Raw genomic sequence first — 19267 nt, 5'->3', positions numbered from 1 at the left:
GCAAATGACGCGACATGTAAAACGGATTGGTGCGCTGACTGCCTGCGCACTTTTACTTGTTAGTTGCTCCTCAAAACCACCAAAATCACTGGTAACGCCTCTCCCAACCGCGAGCAAACCGACCCAGCAGGCTAACGAGCCGATGCGTGGGATCTGGCTGGCAACCGTCTCACGCCTGGACTGGCCCCCGGTGGCCTCAGTGAATGGCCGCGATGCGCAAGACCGTATCGCGATGCAAAAACAGGCCCTGACGAACAAGCTCGACAAGCTTAAGCACCTCGGTATCAATACCGTGTTTTTCCAGGTCAAACCGGACAGCACGGCGCTCTGGTCGTCTAAAATTCTGCCGTGGTCAGATATGCTCACCGGCAATATCGGCGAGTACCCGGGCTACGATCCGCTGCAGTTTATGCTCGATGAAGCGCACAAGCGCGGCATGAAAGTCCATGCCTGGTTCAACCCTTACCGTGTTTCAACCAATACCAAACCGTCGACTATTGCCGCGCTGAACCGCACGTCGTCATTGCAGCCTTCCAGCGTTTATGTCCAGCACCCGGAATGGATTCGTATTGCCGGCGATCGTTTTGTGCTCGACCCCGGCATTCCGCAAGTGCGTGACTGGATAACGCAGGTGGTCACCGAAGTGGTTGCGCACTATCCCATTGATGGCGTGCAGTTTGACGACTATTTCTATACCGAATCACCGGGATCCGCGCTCAATGACGCGCAGACTTTCAGACAATACGGTCAGGGATTTGCCTCTAAAGCAGACTGGCGCCGCCACAATACGCAGCAGCTGATTGTGCAGGTCTCCCGGGCCATTAAGCAGACGAAGCCTGGCGTGGAGTTTGGTGTCAGCCCGGCTGGCGTATGGCGTAACCGCTCATTCGACCCGGCAGGCTCAGACACGCGCGGTGCCGCAGCCTATGATGAATCCTACGCCGACACGCGTCAGTGGGTGCAGCAGGGTCTGCTGGACTATATCGCGCCACAAATATACTGGCCTTTCTCCCGGGATGCGGCGCGCTATGACGTGCTGACGAAATGGTGGGCAGAGGTGGTGAAACCGACGCATACCCGCCTGTATATCGGCATTGCGTTCTACAAGGTAGGCGAACCGTCGAAAAATGAACCGGACTGGACGGTTCAGGGCGGCGTGCCGGAGCTGAAAAAACAGCTCGATCTCAACGATTCTCTGCCCAACGTGAATGGCACGATCCTGTTCCGCGAAGATTATCTTAACCAGCCGCAGACGCAGGAAGCCGTCAGCTACCTGCGCGGACGCTGGGGTAGCTGACCGGTCAATATCAGGCAGAAACCCCCTGTTTCTGCCTGTTTTTTTACTACGGCTTCGGCCCAAACATCGCCTCAAGCTGTTTCTCATCCGGCATGCCGACCACCTGCTGAAGCTCATTATCGGCATTCAGATAATAAATGGCGGGCGTGGCGTTCGCGCCCAGGTTGTCCATTAACGTCTGGTGTTTTTGCAGTATGTCGACGGTTTCACGGGATGCAGTGCCCTGCGGTTTTGGCAATTTTTTCCCGCCTGAAAGCTCGTAATCACGCCAGGCCGAAACGGGATCTTTCGCATTCAGGATAGCGGAGGCATTACGCCCACTGTTGGGGTTGAGAAACGCTACCAGCAGCGTATTAAGCTGCACCTTGCCCGCTTTCACCCACGGCTGCGCCTCGGACCAGAATTGCTTGCAGTACGGGCAGAACGGATCGGCGAAGACGAAGACTTTGCGCGGAGCGTTATCCGCCCCCTCTTTCAGGGGATGCGCCGCGTTCAGTTGCTTCCACATTTCGCGTCCCATCGGGGCGTAGATCTCTTTCTGGAAATAGCCTTCGCTCAGGTTTTTTCCTTTTTCATCGTACAGATAGCCAGAAATTACGTGCTTGCCGTCAGGGGTTAAAAACAGCGTAACGCCCATATCCTGATACTGCCCCAGCCAGGCCGGCGCGCCCCCTGGCGCATCAATTTTCTTAATGATTTTGATATTCTGCTGCTCGCTGAAGAGCTTCACCACATCCGGTATCGCTTCAGCGGCCTGAGCCAGTCCTGACGTTGCCAGCACCGACAGTAACAGTAATTTTTTCATTTTCCGCTCCGGGATCATTGGGGGCGAACCGCCCCCTTCACGTTAACGATTTTTCAGTGCGTCACTGACCATTTCATCGAACTGTTCAAAAGGAACCCAGCCCGGGAGTAACCCTTCGCCAATCAGCGTGGCCGGTGTTCCCTGGATACCCATTTTTTCGGCGATGATCAGGCTGCGTTTGATCGTCACCAGGCTCTCATCATCAGGCGTTGTGACGTTCACCCCGGCCCGTTTTTGCGCCTCCTGAATGCTGGCGTCATCGTGATATCCCTTTTTGGCCATCAGGGTATGGTTAAATTTCATAAATAGCTCAGGATGCGCGCGCCAGACGGTTAAGGCATCGCGTGCTGAGGTCAGTGAACTTTCCGACCGGAAAGGCAAAAACTTAAATACCACCGCCACATCCGGGTGTTTTTCGACGATCTTTTCCAGGTAAGGATCGAATTTCTTGCAGTACGGGCAGTTGTAATCCGTAAAGACCACCAGGGTGAGCTTCGGATCCTTAGCGCCAATGCGCGGCGAGTCCGGGTCGTTAAACAGAAAGTCATAAACCATCTTCTGTGCACGTTGCTCCTGTTCCGGCGTCATGGTCTGCGCCGCCATCACCTGCGCAGAGGTCAACAGTAGCAGAAGCGTAATAAGGATTCTTTTCATAATACATTTAGCCTTTAGCGTTGTTCAGGGTGGCAATAAGCGTGTCTTTATCCAGCAACGGCGAAAGCATCTCCCCCTCAGGGAAGCCCGGGCCGTACACCTCATTAAACGGGATGGCGTAACGGTTGCGCTTTTCAAGGAATTCGGCGATAAACGCTGACGGCTTACTCCAGTCGCCACGCAGCGCCACCACGTCCGGCTGGCTAAGCGCGGCAATAACGTCAGGCTGATTCAATACCCGATGCTCATTTACCTTGCAGGTAACACACCAGTCCGCGGAGATATCCACGAAGACCCGTTTGCCCTGCGCAAGGGCACCCTGAATAGCGTCTTCACTTAGCGGTTGCCACGGGATTGCCTGAGCGACGCTTGCGGTGTTTGTTACAGGCGGTGAGGTAAGCAACCCGCGCAGCTGGTACCCACCAAAGGCTGACAGCGCGATCACCACGCACCAGAACAGCGGCGAGGTTTTCTGCCCGGTCATCGCAAGCAGTGCGATAGCGACGACGATAAGCACTAACATCACGCTCTGGCTCACCGCCTCACCCAGATGCGGGCTAAGCAACGTCACCAGCCACAGGCTGGAAGCCAGCATCATCAGGCCAAGAATAATCTTCAGGCCGTTCATCCAGCGACCGGGTTTTGGCAGCAGCATGGCGGTTTTTGGAACCAGTGCAACGAACAACCAAGGCAAACTCATCCCCACGCCGAGCATCAGGAAGATAAGCCACAGGGAATGCAGCGGTGCGCCAAGGGCAAAGGCCACCGCCGTGCCGAGGAACGGCGCAGAACATGGTGTGGCCAGCAGCGTGGCAAACATCCCTTCGCAGAAACTGCCGGCAAGCCCCGTTCCCCCTGCCGTTGCCAGCCGTCCTGCGGCGGCAGAAGGCAGCAGCATCTCAAACGCCCCGAACAGATTGAGTGCGAAGAGGAAGGTCACCGCGACCATCAGGCCAATAAACCACGGATTCTGGAACTGAATACCCCAGCCCAGCGAGGCACCGGTCAGCTTAAGCGCGGTTACCATTGCGGCCAGCAGCATAAAGGAGACCAGGATCCCGGCACTGGTAGCCAGAAAACGGAGCCTGATCATCCGCCTGTCTGAACCCGCATGGAGCACGCTGTTGAGCTTCATGCCCATCACCGGCAGCACGCAAGGCATCAGGTTCAGGATCAAGCCGCCCAGTAGCGCAAAGAGCACCATTTTGCCGGTTCCCTCAGACACGCCCGCCGCTGACGGTTCCGCGGCCGTTGCCCCGACGGTCATCACGGTTTGCTGCGCTTTATCGCCATTGGTGAGCACAAACGACAGCGTTTTCCCCTGCAGCGAAGTGGGTTTATCTCCCCATTCATCAGTCACGGGCACCGTTACCCGAAGCTGATTGCCGTCGGATTTGAGGGTCGGTTCTCCGGGAAGAATGTCGCCTTCCAGCGGGTCAAAATAGATCCCTGGCTTGTCCCATTGGCCTTGTGTGGTTCCCGTAATGATCAGCTTGTCGTCCGATAACCAGGCTGACAGGTCTGCGGACACGCCAGATGTCGCGGGAATGGCCTGCATCGCGCGTTCAAACGCGTGGCTGAATCCCTCATCCACCGGCTGGTTAAAATCAAGGTGCAGCTTATAGTCCGTCAGCAGACAGACATTGCTGCACGTGGAAAGGGTAAGCGTCCCGTCGAGCGCATCCCCCGCCGCACCGTCGAGGGTGATGGGGATGATGACCTTATCGTGATAGCCCTGGGTGGTCATCCCGGAGATATCAAAGCGCGAAGGCACCGGCCAGTGCCAGTCATCCGTTACGCCAGCAGGCCAGGTGATTTTCGGGGCTACGCCGCCCTCGCCGGGTGAACGCCAGTAGGTTTTCCAGCCGGGCTGCAGCTCAACGGTGAGCAGCGCGAGGATGCGGTTTTGCTCCCTTTCCGCCTGAACGCGGATCCGGGCATGATCGTTTTGCGGGGAAACCAGCCAGCCTGTATCCGCCGCCTGGACAATGCCAATGCAGGACAGCCACAGGAAGACGAATCCCCTGAAGAGGTTAAACATGTTTTACTCCGTGAATAGTGAAAATTATCGTGTGGTGACGATGCTTTTCATTCACGGAAAACACAGTTTTTGAGGTGTATTCGGGGAGGCGGTGCCTGAACGGGCTGTTCTCTCGGAACGCATGCCCGCCCTTGCGTAAACAACTGAAGTAGCGCGAAGAAGATGATAATCGCCGGTAGCGCACCATCAAAGAACAGAGGCTGAGCACAAAGCAGCGAGTGTGCGCCTAACTGACACGGCGATGGCCCGGACGGCTCAGCGTCGCTGGTTTGAGCCGGGGCATCAGCAATCAGGGTCGTTTGCGGATCCAGTCCCTGCAAAAAATGGTTGAGATAAACCGCACGCTGCACCAGGCAAATAGCCATCGCCAGACATGTGATTATCAAAAGCCATTTTCCCAGAAGCTGACGGTTGCGCATAACGTTCCAAATTTACCAGACGCCCCGATCATAAACGATAGTGATGAATCTACAAGTCCTGACAATGTAAGGTTTTGTCTGTCGGCATTAGTCACCGGTCAGCGCATCATAGACGTCCCGCAGTCGCGTGCGCAGGAAAAGCACCGCCTTGTGCTTACGCGATAACAGCGCCTGCTCGCTGGCCCCGGTTTCCTCTGCCAGCATTTTAATGCTGTAGCCCTGGAGCTCCGTTTTTTCAAAAACCTCGCGCTGAGGCGGCGGAAGTTCAGACAGCGCCTGGCCCAGTTCTTCCCACAGCAGCGTTTTGAGGTACTCCTCCTCCGGCGTATGCGGGACACCGAACAGGGTTTCCGCCAGTTCATCTTCGGGGAAGTCCTCATCATCATCCCCGGTAAAATATCCTGAAAGAGAGACCTCACGTTTTTTTCGTGCCCGGTCGGTCATCTCATTACGCGCCGCGCGAAACAGCCAGGCGGCGACGTTTTCGACCGGCTGCTCCACTTTCATCAGCTGATAGGTGACTTCCTGCAAAATATCGTCGGCATCATCGCGCACTGACGTTCGTCCGCGGATAAAGGCTTTCAGCCGGGCGCGACAGGCATTAAGCGCCGACATCAGCAATGACTCTCCCGCCAACCCGGTTTTCATCTCGCTCACTCTGCTTCCGGCGTTTTTGGCGCGCTGTCGTCGCGTTTATCTTCGCGATGACCGTGCCAGCCGCAGTGCCCGCGACCATGGCGACCAAAGCTTTCGCGACGCTGCTGAATAAACGCCTCACGCTGTTCGGGGGTCATGTTCATCCAGCGTTCGTGCATACGACGGTGCGCGCCGAACATCCCCGGGCGGAAACCCAGCCCGCCGAACAGGATCCGGCTTAATACCAGAATCCCCAGCGCCTGCCAAAAACCGATGGCTTTCACGCCAAGAATGGCCGGGAGTAAGGCATTCCACAGGGTCATGACCACCAGTCCAAGCACAAGGACGATTACCGCGCCTATCACCAGCCCTTTACCCATACGGTGGCGGCCAAACCCGCGTCCGTGCCCTCTTCCGTGCATATCGAAATCTCTCATGGTGTTTACCTCATTTACAGTGATTGATTATGGCTTGTGATGAGGTAGACGGATGAGGCGGGTAAATATTGCTGGTGAGAATAAAAATTTTTTGTGCTTACGGATTTTAACATATATCGCTCACATTTGATTGCAGCTAAACTCAAAATAGCTTAAACAGCTGCAACCTTTAAACATCCCAATTGTTAATTAAAAGCCTCCCTTATATAATGAGGCTTTACACTGTAGCTAATTTCTCTTTCTAGGTTTTTCTTCAAGTTCATTTAGGAATTCAAAGAAAGAATTAAGATCAACTTCAACCTCTTCTACACTAGGGTAAGGATCTCCAATGGCAGCAGCACTGTCATGCCCTCTAAAGTAAGTACTGCATTTGGACATAGCATAATCAACCCTATCTATATCAGACTGAGAAATATCAATTAATCTTGCTAGTCGTTGCGTAGAGACACCACGTTCAAAACGAGTAACGACCTTATTAAGTAATTTCTCCTCAACCAATCTTTCCCACGCCTCACGTAAATAGCTATAAAACTGACAGCAAGCATCACGAAGTTCGGTTGTTGTTGTTTCATCCTTTTTCTCAAGCCGTTTTATATCTTGTAATTTCACTTTTAAAAAGCTATATCTTGCCCGAGTAGTCATAGCTTCCCAAGGAGCTGAGGTTTTAACTATCCCGGCGAATTTACGCGAACGCTCAAGTGCTATAGTCGAGTGATCAGTTTTTGTCCCTTCAGCCACCTCTAACAATAACTTGTAGAAAACTATATTGTGCGTTAATATCACGACCTGACGTTTTTGCGATTCTAATACTAATCGCTTAGCCACCCGACTACTCCATTCATGACTTAGTGAATTAACTGGATCGTCAAATATCACCGCTGATTTTCTAGAGTCAGCTTTCATTTCAGCTAAGAAACTGGCAATAGCAATACATCGTTGTTCCCCCTCGCTAGCAACTGAAAGTGCGCCAATGACGTTATTATTCTCATCTGCCAAAGACAATTTAAATTGTTGAACACCAGAGCGATTGCGAGATTCAACCTTGACTCTAAAACGATCAAATCCGAAACTCTGCAGTTCATCATTGAATGCAGATACGAGCGGCTCAACGACACCTGCTCTATAGATACTCGATGAGAGTGTAGAGATTGTGGTAGTACCACATTGAGACAGAATGGAATTATATTTTTTAACATCTTTATGACGTCTCAAATTCACCACAATAATTTCGCGACAATCAAATATATATTTCTTATCTTCCAGGCTAGTTAGCTCAACTTCCTTAGCCTGAATGAAATTATTCAATTCTTCATCCGACTCAATAGCCAATAGCTTTGCATTAATACCTTCAATTATATTTTTTATTTTTGTAATGCTACTTTTCATTAATGGAAGATGAGGCAAAACCAACCTTCCCACTAAGATATCTCTTCTTCCTTCGAGTTTTGAAATCATACTAATGACTTCGTCACCCAACCCTTGAAACTCATTATTTAAAAGAGAAATCGCTGCGCTATAGGGAGTAATATCAAAAGAAAGAACTAAAATATTTTTTAAAGCATCATCATATTCGCCCTTAGCCAATTTCGCCTCTTGTTCTGATTGATCATTTAAATATTTGTACAACCCCTCCATTTTGCTTTCGCTCTCATCATTTATTTCCTGAAAACATATAGGGCAAAATTCCCCTGTAACCATCGGAAAATGTTTTTTTTCATCATGCTGAATGAAATGCTGTGTTGCCTGCCATATTTTTTGCCAACTTACACCCGCAATATTATCAAAAGGTAAGTTATGAAGGGTGGCTTTACGTAACTCCTCACATACACTCGCAGTCTTTTCTTTACCTAATTTTAACTTTTCAAGTGATTCAATAGCATTATCATCTAGTAACTTTATAAGTTTATCGCAAAATAGTACAAGAGGGTCTAGCGTTGCTTTCCTTTGCTGTAAATTCTTTCTTAATGTATGTGGGGTTTGCGATTTAAAATGGTAGATTTCCTTTTTTAAAGGTTCTATCATTTCTAATTCTTCAGGCGTGATACAATGTATGCTTATTTCATCTTCAAGTGTATCAGCAGAAAGACCACTTAAAAAAATTGCTGCAGCGCTAGATGATTTTAAATCATCCAATTTGATAAAACCATTATTCCCCATTGTATCTTCTTCAATGTAGGCTCTGACACTATTCACTGCCCTAACTAACTCGGCCAATAAGTTTAAACCTACTGGTTTAAACCCAAGCGCATCTTCCTTATTGATATAATGATTAGCTGAAGAACCATCAAATACCCTTATTGACTTCAGAGCTTCAATGCTGGAACTATTATTATTCCATAAAAAAATCTCATCTAATCCGTTGACTGTTACACAAATCTCTGCCTGCGGTAGAATTTGTTCCTTTGAAAAAATGTTTCCTAATATTTGAGGGCAGTCTCCTCTGGTTAAACATGTGTTTTTTAATATACTTGAATAGCTTGACTTGCCGGCTCCATTATCACCATAAACAACAAACAATCCTTGCTCTGGAAAATTTATAGTTTGATTGTCAGCCAGCAAGCCGACTCCTTTAACATTACATAAAGTTTTAAGTGAAACTTCATTTTGCTCAGAAGTAAACCCCGTAAATTCCAAAGGCTTTATAGCTCTCTCGTAGACTTCATCTCTTTCAAGAAGACCATGTTCGATTTTTGCTATCTTTAAAATAACACTCAAGCATTCTTGATCTAATGCCCCATGAGTCAACGATAATCTTAAAGCGTGTCTCCACCAAACTGGTTTTCTTTGAGACCATTCAGCGATACTCTCGATAGGTGTCATACAAATTCCTTTAGTATTCTATTTTGTAACCTAAAGCTGTTGTTGTACGACGACTATAAAGCAATAAAATTAATTAATTAATGACTCCCATCTAAAAAAACATTTTTTGTTCACGAATATAAGAGTTAGTATGATGTACAGCAACTTTTTGACACCATCCCTTCAATAGCAAACTTATAATAACAATGCTCAATAAAAAACAGAGCTCCATAAGATAAAATCGAAGATTAACTTTTAACTATTAGCCTGTCCTGGCGTCCAATGCCTAACAACTGACGCAATGGGTATTGCACAGCATCCATATGGCAGTATGGCTGGTCTTTAAGCCCATACTGATGAATGCGCGCAATACGCTGCACTTTACCGGTAAATTCAACCGCAGCACTGTTTTCATGGCCACTGGCTTTCATGTATCGGTTCATACGCACCTTCTAAAACATTGCCCGTTTTATGCGTCAGGTCTTTTCCTTGAACGACTGGCGTTTTCGCGTCTTGTAGGATGAATCATCTAGTGCTTTTTGCTGTTTAATCCATGCTGCTGCGCCGTGCGCACTTAGCAGCCCGGCGAGCTTATCGTCATAAAACGTGAAGCCTTGTCTGGCGCAACTTTCCAGTTACGCCAGACATTAAAAAGGCTCCCTCAGGAGCCTCTCATTATCAATCAAGCCTGCGCCGGCAAACTAAAGCTCGAAATACTCCTTGAGAGCTGCTGCGCCTGCTCTTCCAGGGAAGCGGCGGCTGCGGCGGATTGCTGAACAAGTGCGGCGTTCTGCTGGGTCACGCCATCCATCTCTGTCACCGCCTGTCCGACCTGACTGATCCCGCGGCTTTGCTCTTCAGAGGCCACGGAGATCTGCTCCATCAACGTATTCACTTTATTCACGGAGCTGATAATAGAATCAATGACCTCGCCTGAGCGGTTCACCAGTTCAGCGCCGTTTTTGACGCTGGAAACCGACTGGGCAATCAGGCTTTCAATGTCTTTCGCGGCAACCGCGCTTTTCTGCGCAAGGGTGCGCACTTCACTGGCCACCACGGCGAAGCCGCGTCCTTGTGTGCCGGCGCGTGCTGCTTCAACCGCGGCGTTGAGTGCCAGAATGTTGGTCTGGAAAGCAATGCTGTTGATGACGCTGGTGATGTCCTCGATGCGCTTAGAGTTCGCCGCGATGGTATTCATTGTTTCGATCACTTCGCGGGTCACGGCCTCACCGGTGTGCGCATTGTTCACCGCGTCCTGCACCAGTTTTCCAGCCTGGTGAACGTTATCGGTGTTATTCGCCACGGTAGCGCTCAGCTCTTCCATGCTGGCCGCCGTCTGGGTTAACGCGGAGGCCTGCTGCTCGGTGCGTGAAGCCAGATCGATATTCCCGGAAGCAATTTCCTGCGCGGCGTGGGTGACGGTATGGCTCGCGTCACGCACCTGAGCGATAGTCGACAGAAGCGCCTGGCGCATCTGCTCCATTGAGCCCATCAGGTGATCGATTTCATTGCCGGAGGTGCCTTTTACCGGCACTGGAATGTCCAGTTTACCGGCGGCAATTTGGCTGCAGTGCTCGCGTGCCAGGTTGACCGGCGCGAAAACAAAGCGCTTCATCAGCAGGCTGACGGCAACAATCACGATTACAAACAGGAAAGCAATCGCCGCAATGATCGCCAGACCGGAGATGAAATTACTGCTCGCATCCTCGTTCAGGGTTTTGGCATATTTCTGGTGAACGGCAAGGACCTGGTCGAGAACGATTTCATACTGACGGTCGAGGCGGGACACCTCCGGGATAAGCGCATTAAACTTCGCGACATCGTGCGCAGCGGCGGCGTCAATCAACGGTGCCAGCCCCTGGTTACGGTAGTTTTGCCAGGCATCCTGATACGCGCTCACCAGCGGCGCTTCATCCGACAGGCGCGGAGACGCCATAAACGCCGCAAAGGCATGATCCGCTTTTGTGAGGGCCTCTTTAACCGCGGAAAGTTTCGCTGACTCGTCAGCCGAGTTCCCCGCTTCCACCATCTTCACGTACTCCATCACCCTGACGCGCAAGGTACGGCTGTGGTTGATGGGGTCAATGATCGACAGCACAACCTGGATTTCTTTGTTCACATTATCCAGGGAATTATTACTTTTAATGATGAGGCCAACGCTGGTAATGGTGCTGACGACAAAGAAGAAAAGCAGAGCAAAAAGGACAATCAGGGATGATTTTTTTAACGACATGGACCGATACCTCAAGAATAAACATTCCCTATCGTTATCGGCCGATCCAAAACTTAAATTAATTAAAGTTATTAACGTTTCCCTTCAGCAGCCAGGGCTATGCTTTCGCTTTATAGCGCCGCTGCAGGGTGGCATCCAGTTTTCGCTGTAACGGTTGTGGCGTTTCGCCGTCGATCAGTTTGCCAATCAGATCAAAGCAGTGCCACGCCAGCTGGCGGTTATCCTGGCGAATGGTATCAACCGGAATGGTGAGCGAGTCGTAAAGGTAGTGATCGTCAAAGCTGGCTAACCGGATATCACTTTGCATCAGGTTATGCTGCCCCATATAGCGCAATACCCCTTCCAGCAGACCACAGGCGGCAGTGAACAAGGCTTTTGGCGGGCGTCCCAGGCGGGCGCACAGCTCGGCGAACATCTCGTAGCCGGAGCTCGGGTGATAGTTGCCGTGAATGATCCACTCCGGACGCAGCGCCACATTGGCCTCTTGCAGTCCTTGCTTAAACCCTTCCAGACGATCGCGCGTCGGGGAAAGCCGCGGCTGCCCGCCAAGGAAGTAAATTTCATCAGGATGCTGGCGCGCAATGTCGGCCACCAGTTCCGCCGTCGGGGTAATGGAATCGGTGATCACCAACGGCAATGTGCTGTCGTTCATATGGCGGTCAAAAAGGACGACCGGCAGCTGTTCGCTCAGCTTCTGGTAGTCGGCATCATTGAGCATACTGGAGGCCACAATCAGCCCGTCCACCTGACGCGCCACCATGTTATTAACCACCACCGTCTCCTGGCCCGGGTTTTCATCACTGCAGGAGATGAGCAGTTGAACGCCTGCCTCACGGCACAGTGTCTCCAGTTCGTGAGAAAACACCGCAAAGCCGTAGTTAGTGATCTCCGGCACCACCAGGCCGATGGTGTGGCTACGGTTATCACGCAGCGAGCGCGCGTGAATGCTGGGCTGGTAGTGATGCTCTTTCGCAATCGCCAGCACGCGCTCACGCGTCTCTTCCGCCACGCGAAGCTCTTTGCTGCGCCCGTTCAGTACCAGGCTGGCGGTGGCTTTTGAAACCCCCGCCAGTTCCGCGATGTCTTTAATTGTGACGCGTTTTGTTTTTCTCACAACGACTTAGATCCGGCTGCCAAAACCCTTATTCTACCATGCAGCCGCGCAGCGACCAGTAGCGTAATGTGATGTCGGACCCACCTTCGAATCGCACCCGTGCCGGATGGTCAGGAAAATAGCGGCTGCTCATCACCCCTTCGCCATGATTGATGAAAATTTCAACGCTGGAGCTGTCACACAGAACGCGTAAATGATGAACGTCGCCCCGCCAGTAACGGGTCAATGTCTCCCCGGTTTTCAGGCTGGCGCGTTCCAGACGCAATCCACTGTCCTCGACGATAAGGCGCAACGCACCGGCGAAATCCACGGTTACTGAAGATGAGGTGAGCTCGAACTCAAGGCGCGTCGCATCAAGAGCCGGGGCATCGCTGGCGTTACCCTGCCAGCGACATTCCTCTTCGCGCAGTGCGTGCAGTTCGCGCACCGGCGTCTGCCACAGTTTGCCGTCACGGAAGTGTAATTCTCGCGGACAGGTCATCTGATGGCTCCACCCTTGCGCCCGTGTGGGCTGAAGCATCTCTTCTCCGTCCGGCACGCCCATCCAGCCAATCAGGATCCGCCGTCCGTCTTCCGCCACCGTGGTTTGGGGAGCGTAGAACTCGAAACCGGCGTCCAGCTCGTGCAACTCGCCATGTTCAAACAAAGCGCGGGTATGGTCGAACGCCCCGCTCATCCACGTGGCCGGATAAGTATTGAGATAGCGATGCGGTTCGCGCGCCAGCCCCTGCGGACAGCAGATCAATACGTGTGTCCCGTCGAGGGCAAACAGGTCCGGGCACTCCCACATGTATCCCGCCTCGGTCAGGCCGTTCACGCCATGACCGGCAATCTCTCCGCAAGACGCCCAGTGGTGCAAATCGGCAGATGTGAACAGCAGCACCTTGCCGCGTTTTTGCAGATCCTGCGCCCCCAGTACCATGTACCATACCCCGTCGTGCTGCCACACTTTCGGGTCACGCACGTGGCCGGTGTAGCCTTCCGGCAGCGCAAGAACCGGACCGAGTTTTTTGAACGTACCGTCAGCCTGTTGCGTGGCAAGGCACTGCCAGGCGGTGCGGCTGCCATCATCAAATTTCACGTTGCCGGTATAACACAACGTCAGGACACCGTTGTTATCGACGGCGCTGCCGGAATAGCAGCCGTTGCGGTCATACTCCTCATCGGGCATCAGCGCCATCGGTTCATGCTGCCAGTGCACCAGGTCTGCGGAGCTCCAGTGTCCCCAGCACTTATAGCGATGGTCGCAATCCAGCGGATTCCACTGATAGAACAGGTGGTAACGCCCGGCAAACCAGATAAACCCGTTAGGATCGTTCATCAGCCCCGTCACCGGTGCCGGATGCCATTGCGGATAATGGCTGTCGGCGTAAGCACGCGGCTGGCCTTTCATGACGGCCTGCAGGATGGCAGGCCAGCGGGAAGGTAACGTCATTATTCAGAATCCGTTTTATATTTCAGCAGCAGCGAGACGGTAAACGCCACGCCGAAGGCAATCACCATGCCGATAATATAGTTGAGCAGCGAGCTTGCCTGCACGATCGCCATGCCCGGGATGGCAGTCAGCCCGACGGCGGTCATATAAACATGCACCGAGACCACCCACGCCCCGCCTGCCGCACCGCCAATCAGCGCGGCGATAAACGGTTTCACGAAACGCAGGTTGATACCAAATATTGCCGCTTCGGTAATGCCCAGCATGGCCGAAAACGCAGACGGTAACGTAATGGCTTTAATTTTCGCGTCTTTGGTTTTAAACCAGACCGCCAGACAAGCTCCCCCCTGCGCCACGTTGGCCATCGCCCAGATAGGCAGCAGGAAGTTAACGCCAATCGACGGATTCCCCAGTAACCCGGCTTCAATGGCATGGAAACTGTGGTGAATACCGGTGATAACGATAACCGAGTAAAGCCCGCCAAATAACAGCCCGGCCAGCCAGCCCGCATGGGCGATCAGGGTGCTCAGAACAAAGGAGATACCATCCCCTAACGCACGCCCGGCCGGGCCAATGATCAGCAAGGCAATAAAGCCGGAGAGAATAACGGTGAGGAACGGCGTCAGGATCAGATCTAACGCATCCGGAATAATACGGCGCAGGTTTTTCTCCACGATACTCATAAACCAGACGGCCAGCAGCACCGGGAACACCGTTCCCTGATAGCCAATCATGGCAATCTCAAGGCCGAAGAAGTTCATGGTGTGGAAGCCAGACGCCACGCCCCAGGCGTTAGTCAGCGCCGGATGCGTCAGAATGCCGCCGAGGGTCGCCCCCAGATATGGGTTACCGCCAAATTCACGCGCGGCCGTGAAGCCAATCAGGATCGGCAGAATGATAAATGCCGCTGAGCTGCACATATCCAGCATGATATAGAGCGCGTTATCGGCATTGACCCAGCCGTAGGTTTTGACCATCCCGAGCAGGCCCATCAGTAAACCGGAGGCCACAATCGCTGGAATGATCGGCACAAAGATGTTTGAGAGCAGTCGGGCAATGCGCTGGAACGGGTTCAGCTTGCGTGCCGCCATGTCGGCCGCTTCGGACTTGCTGGATTCGCTAATCCCTGCCGCCTGAATAAACGCGGCGTAGACCTTGTTAACCACCCCCGTACCAAAAATCACCTGCATCTGCCCGGCGTTGCGAAAACAGCCTTTTACGCCGTCAACTTTGCCGATGGCCTGCTGATCGGCAAGCGTGTCGTCGACCAGCACCAGTCGAAGACGCGTTGCGCAGTGCGCCGCACTGGCGATGTTCTCTTTGCCACCGAGCAGCGGAATGAGCGCGCGGGCGATATTATCAAAATCCATAGATACCTCTGCCTGACTGTATTTTTATGATGTGAAAAACGCTCCCGCACTGCGGGAGCGTAAAAGGTTAAAACCAGGTTTCCATCTGTACCCCAAAGTTCCATTCCCCGCCGGCGTTGAAACCGCTGCTGCCAAAGGCATCATCGCTGGCGTAATTATCCAGTTTGCTGCTCCAGTCCATCCAGGTGGCGAACAGACGCAACTCAGGACGGCTGAAGAAATCGCCGATCTTGCCCGCTTTTAACGTTGGGGCAAAGGTCAGCTTGTAGAAACTTCCGTTGACGGCGTTTCGGTCTTTATACCCTTCCGGGTTTAAATCCATGTACTGATAGCTGCCCTCAAACGCCAGGGCGAAATTCTGCGTGACCTCTTTAATCAGGCGGGTATTGAGCGTGACCCACTCATAGCTGTCGCCTTTGACATAGCGGTCTTTACTGCTCTGGGCCAGAACGGCAGGCGCGATATGCCAGCCGCCACCAAGAGGCGTGACACCGTAACTTGCAAAGCGCCAGGTATCGGCTTCAGACAGCAATGCGCCATCGGAACCGATGCTCTTCACCTCTGCCCCCAGCCCGTGGCCGTACAGCAGCGCCGTTTTGGCTGAACCTTCGCGCAAACCGTAGAAACTTTCATTGTGCAATCCGACCAGGGCATGAACGCCATTGTTGGCGGCGTCGGTTTTTATCAGATCGCCATTGCTGTCTTTGCGGTCGTCGTTGTCTTTTGCCCGCAGGCCGCTCACCATCAGCTGGAACGGCCCGGCGAAGTGGTTCATGCTCAGGATGTAGTTTTGAACGTTATTGTCGATTTGCTCTTCGCTGCCGAAGTTACGCCCGTAAAGAGAGAAGTTGCTGCGCAGCGATTCATTCCATTTCACGTCATACACGCCACCACCGGTACCGGCCAGGAACACCACATCGGAATCCAGCCAGTGAATATCAAAGTTATCCCGGTCGAAGCGTTTACCGGCCCAGAAGGTACTGCCCTTCAGCGCGCCGGTAAAATCAGGCAAATTGCCCAGTTCAGCAAACGCCTGACGAATATTGAGATCGCTGGTGTCAGCGGACCAGTCGTTATAGGTTTTCTGACCATCCGCCAGCATGGCCTTGAAGCGCGTGGTCGCCCCGTTATCCAGGGTCTGTTTGTGTTCCACGTTCAGCTCAACGTAGGTATCGGCTTCATTCCCCAGACGCCCGACCGCACCACCGGTTTCCCCGGCTGGCGTCAGATAAGGGCCGCTTTTACTGCTCGACGCCGCATCGTTCATCAGCAGGCCAGAACGGGCATAGCCATGAAACTCAAACCCACTGCTCTGATCGGCTTTCTTCTCCAGGGCGGCGGTACGCTGCGCCACTTGCTGGGTTGTTGTTTGCGCCTGCTGCTGGGCAGTCACCAACTGCTGCGTTTTTTGTTCTGCGTCGGTGGCGCGTTTCTCCGCAACCTGCGCGCGGGTTTCCGCAGCCTGAAGACGCTGCTCCAGAGCAGCAAGACGCGCTTCGATACTCGTCATATCCGTTTGGGCAAAAACAGAGGTACTCCCGGCCAGCATGCCTATCATCACGGCAAGTCTGCGTTTTTTATACATTTTGTCGCATCCCTAAAAGAAGTCATTGAAAGTGCTAAATTGCTAAACCGGTTTAGGTTGATGATACTAAACCTGCCAATTTTGGATCGGCAATCTTTTTTGCTAAACCGATTTAGTAAGTGTGATCGAGGCGACAATTCAGGCCGCCGACAGACGGCCCGTTGCGGGAGGAATTACAGTTGCGGGTGATAAGGCAGCGCGGTCATCGCCCCTTTAGCCGTGGTGGCTAACGCGCCGCAGCGCTGGGCTAATGCGATCACGCGTGGAAGATCGTGGCTGTCGATACTCCCAGCGGAAGCCAGTCCATAAAGCAGTCCCGCCACGAAGGCATCACCTGCGCCGGTGGTGTCCACGCATTCAACGGGGATTGCCGGATAATGCTTTACCGTTCCGTCATGCCAGGCGATGACCCCGTCTTTGCCCTGAGTGACCAGCACCAGCCGGGCCGGACAGCGGCGCATCAGCGCGGCCAGCCCTTCCGTGACCCCAAGGTCAGCGGTTAAAAAAGCCAGTTCTTCGACGGAGAGTTTGACGACGTCAGCGCATTGCAACGCCTGTTCGAGGCAGCGGCGCAGGTCGTCCTCATCCGGCCAGAGATCCGGGCGGATATTGGGGTCGAAACTGACATAACCCCCCGCTTCCCTGACTGCGTTCATAGCCTGAAACGTTGCAGAACGGCTCGGTTCAGCGCTCAGGGCAATGGAACAAACATGCAGCCACTCTCCTGCGCTAAAGGGCGGCAGGTCGGCTGATGCCAGAAACAGATCGGCGCTCGGGCGAACCATAAAGGTGAACGAACGTTCGCCCTGTTCGTCAAGATCCACGACCACGGTTGACGTGCGGTGTGCCGGGTCGAGGCGCATCCAGTTTACGTCAACCTCCTCGTCAGCCAGCGTTTTATGCATAAAGCGACCGAAAGGATCGTCGCCGACCCTGCCGATAAAGGCGCTTTTCCCGCCCAGACGGGCAATACCGACCGCCACGTTAGCCGGCGCGCCGCCGGGGCATTGCAGCAACCGGCCTTCTCCCTCCGGTAATAAATCCACTACCGCATCGCCAAGTACCCAGATTTTTTGCATGTGATCCTCTCAGCTAAACAATGTTAAACCGTTTTAGCTATTTAAGCACAGGCAGGACGAAGGGGAAATAATACGGAAGGAAAATTGGCTTAACGCACCAGGTGTGGCCAGCTAATATCGCCTACGCCATTCAGCGCTGGACGGGCAAACAGAAAGCCCTGAAAACGTCGGATCCCGGCAGATTCAAGCCAGCACCACTCTTCCAGCTTCTCGATGCCTTCCGCCACCAGGGTGATTTCAAGGTCGGTGCAGCAGCTGACTATCGAGCGCACAATCGCCTGTTTTGGCCCACTGAGATGAATATTGCTGACAATTTCGCGGTCAATTTTAATTTTATCCGGCTGGAATCGGGTCAGCAGTGAAAGCCCGGCGTAACCGGAACCGAAATCATCGATCGCCAGGCCAATACCTTCAGCGCGCAGGTGTTTAATGGCGCTATTGAACTTATTGAACCCGGAAATCATCTCGTTTTCGGTCACTTCAATGACCACCTGCTCCGGCTGAAGCCCATGTTGTTTAATCTGTTCAACCAGAAACTCCACGGCGCCAGGCACTTTCACCAGCGACATCGGGAGAAGATTTACCGCGATTTTATGGCTCCCGATCCCCAGTTTATCGGCCAGCGCAAAAGCCCAGGCTTTGGTCTGGAGATCGACTTCATAGATTTTGTCCTGATCGAGGCGGCTGAAAAAATGCTCCGGGCTTCCCCCGTCATTACCGCGGATAAGGGCCTCAAGTGAACTGATTTTCCCTTCCAGCGGTTCGACGATGGGCTGGAGGGCGAACTGGCAGGTTTGTCTGTCCAGCAGACCCAGACTCTCGCCAAACGGCGATTTCTCAGGCGAGAGCGTCCATTTTTCCGGGGCAAAACGCGCCCCCGACGGGGCCGGTCGTTTGCCGGTAATAAACGTCTGAATAAATTTGAACACCCGATCATCAGATGTCAGATAACTGTCCAGTTTGCTGTAGTGCAGTACCGACTGCAGAACGTCTTTCGGCGACTCGTTCTGCAGGTCAAACAGCAGCATACCGACATTCTCAAAACGTCTGCGGGGGCCGTAATCCCGCATAAGCTCAACCACGCCGCTGTGCCGCTTATCCTCACGGATCTTCTGAAACAACCTAACCACACTCTCTTCCGAGCCTTCGAGGAGTTGCAGGACATCATCCCCTTTTGAAAGAAGAACGCCGGTAATATTCAATCCGGCATTGCGCGTCCTGGCCTGTTCAACCAGCGTCTGGAGTTCGGCGGATCGGCAGGATAAATTCAACTGGCTGCGGTAAATAAGAGTAGTCAGCACAAAAACGTGTTCCGATAAGAGGTATGCGTTGGACTTTACTGTTTAACATACTTCATCTGCGC

16 protein-coding genes are annotated in these 19267 nt (G+C 52.8%); 1 reads left to right on the top strand and 15 read right to left on the bottom strand.

Annotation, left to right across the window (positions count from 1 at the left end):
• Positions 1-4 precede the first annotated feature (4 nt).
• Positions 5-1297 carry a glycoside hydrolase family 10 protein gene (locus AAIR21_RS03120; RefSeq protein ID WP_025204161.1) on the top strand — a complete coding sequence of 431 codons (1293 nt, stop codon included), beginning with the start codon at positions 5-7 and terminating at the stop codon, positions 1295-1297.
• Positions 1298-1343: 46 nt separating this feature from the next.
• Here the strand turns inward: AAIR21_RS03120 and dsbG are convergent, their stop codons facing one another.
• The 15 genes from dsbG to AAIR21_RS03045 form a co-directional block, all read right to left on the bottom strand.
• Positions 1344-2102, bottom strand: a complete 759-nt coding sequence (gene dsbG / locus AAIR21_RS03115; RefSeq protein WP_032678179.1) for a thiol:disulfide interchange protein DsbG — start codon at positions 2100-2102, stop codon at positions 1344-1346.
• Positions 2103-2144: 42 nt separating this feature from the next.
• A complete protein-coding gene (locus AAIR21_RS03110; RefSeq protein WP_063156440.1) occupies positions 2145-2756 on the bottom strand; it encodes a DsbA family protein in 612 nt (203 codons plus the stop codon).
• A gap of 7 nt (positions 2757-2763) precedes the next feature.
• Complete coding sequence (locus AAIR21_RS03105; protein ID WP_063156441.1) at positions 2764-4797, bottom strand: protein-disulfide reductase DsbD family protein; 2034 nt, start codon at positions 4795-4797, stop codon at positions 2764-2766.
• Between the two features lie 47 nt (positions 4798-4844).
• A complete protein-coding gene (locus tag AAIR21_RS03100) occupies positions 4845-5216 on the bottom strand; it encodes a hypothetical protein (RefSeq protein ID WP_040017533.1) in 372 nt (123 codons plus the stop codon).
• Positions 5217-5303: 87 nt separating this feature from the next.
• Positions 5304-5864 carry an RNA polymerase sigma factor gene (locus AAIR21_RS03095; RefSeq protein ID WP_080010525.1) on the bottom strand — a complete coding sequence of 187 codons (561 nt, stop codon included), beginning with the start codon at positions 5862-5864 and terminating at the stop codon, positions 5304-5306.
• A gap of 5 nt (positions 5865-5869) precedes the next feature.
• On the bottom strand, positions 5870-6289 hold the full coding sequence (locus AAIR21_RS03090; RefSeq protein WP_063156442.1) for a hypothetical protein: 420 nt from the start codon (positions 6287-6289) through the stop codon (positions 5870-5872).
• Positions 6290-6517: 228 nt separating this feature from the next.
• Entirely contained in the window at positions 6518-9109 is a 2592-nt protein-coding gene (locus tag AAIR21_RS03085; RefSeq protein WP_063156443.1) for an AAA family ATPase, read from the bottom strand.
• A gap of 227 nt (positions 9110-9336) precedes the next feature.
• Positions 9337-9531 carry a phage virion morphogenesis protein gene (locus tag AAIR21_RS03080; protein ID WP_320189567.1) on the bottom strand — a complete coding sequence of 65 codons (195 nt, stop codon included), beginning with the start codon at positions 9529-9531 and terminating at the stop codon, positions 9337-9339.
• Between the two features lie 239 nt (positions 9532-9770).
• Positions 9771-11321 carry a methyl-accepting chemotaxis protein gene (locus AAIR21_RS03075; RefSeq protein ID WP_020884101.1) on the bottom strand — a complete coding sequence of 517 codons (1551 nt, stop codon included), beginning with the start codon at positions 11319-11321 and terminating at the stop codon, positions 9771-9773.
• 97 nt (positions 11322-11418) lie between these two features.
• Entirely contained in the window at positions 11419-12435 is a 1017-nt protein-coding gene (locus AAIR21_RS03070) for a LacI family DNA-binding transcriptional regulator (protein WP_014170151.1), read from the bottom strand.
• A 28-nt stretch (positions 12436-12463) separates the two neighbouring features.
• The gene (locus AAIR21_RS03065; protein WP_063156445.1) at positions 12464-13870 is read right to left on the bottom strand and encodes a sucrose-6-phosphate hydrolase; all 1407 of its coding nucleotides are present in this window, start codon (positions 13868-13870) and stop codon (positions 12464-12466) included.
• Entirely contained in the window at positions 13870-15240 is a 1371-nt protein-coding gene (locus AAIR21_RS03060) for a sucrose-specific PTS transporter subunit IIBC (RefSeq protein ID WP_014170153.1), read from the bottom strand. The genes AAIR21_RS03065 and AAIR21_RS03060 overlap by 1 nt, the downstream gene beginning before the upstream one ends.
• 67 nt (positions 15241-15307) lie before the next feature.
• The gene (locus AAIR21_RS03055; RefSeq protein ID WP_014170154.1) at positions 15308-16825 is read right to left on the bottom strand and encodes a carbohydrate porin; all 1518 of its coding nucleotides are present in this window, start codon (positions 16823-16825) and stop codon (positions 15308-15310) included.
• 173 nt (positions 16826-16998) lie between these two features.
• Positions 16999-17904, bottom strand: coding sequence for an aminoimidazole riboside kinase (locus AAIR21_RS03050; protein WP_183516346.1), 906 nt, complete (start codon positions 17902-17904; stop codon positions 16999-17001).
• A gap of 89 nt (positions 17905-17993) precedes the next feature.
• Positions 17994-19205 (bottom strand): diguanylate phosphodiesterase, encoded by a 1212-nt coding sequence (locus AAIR21_RS03045; RefSeq protein ID WP_183516345.1) that lies wholly within the window; start codon positions 19203-19205, stop codon positions 17994-17996.
• Positions 19206-19267: the final 62 nt, after the last annotated feature.

The organism is Enterobacter sp. PTB, from assembly GCF_051130085.1.
Lineage (GTDB): Bacteria > Pseudomonadota > Gammaproteobacteria > Enterobacterales > Enterobacteriaceae > Enterobacter > Enterobacter ludwigii.
This window is presented reverse-complemented; position numbering and strand designations above follow the sequence as displayed.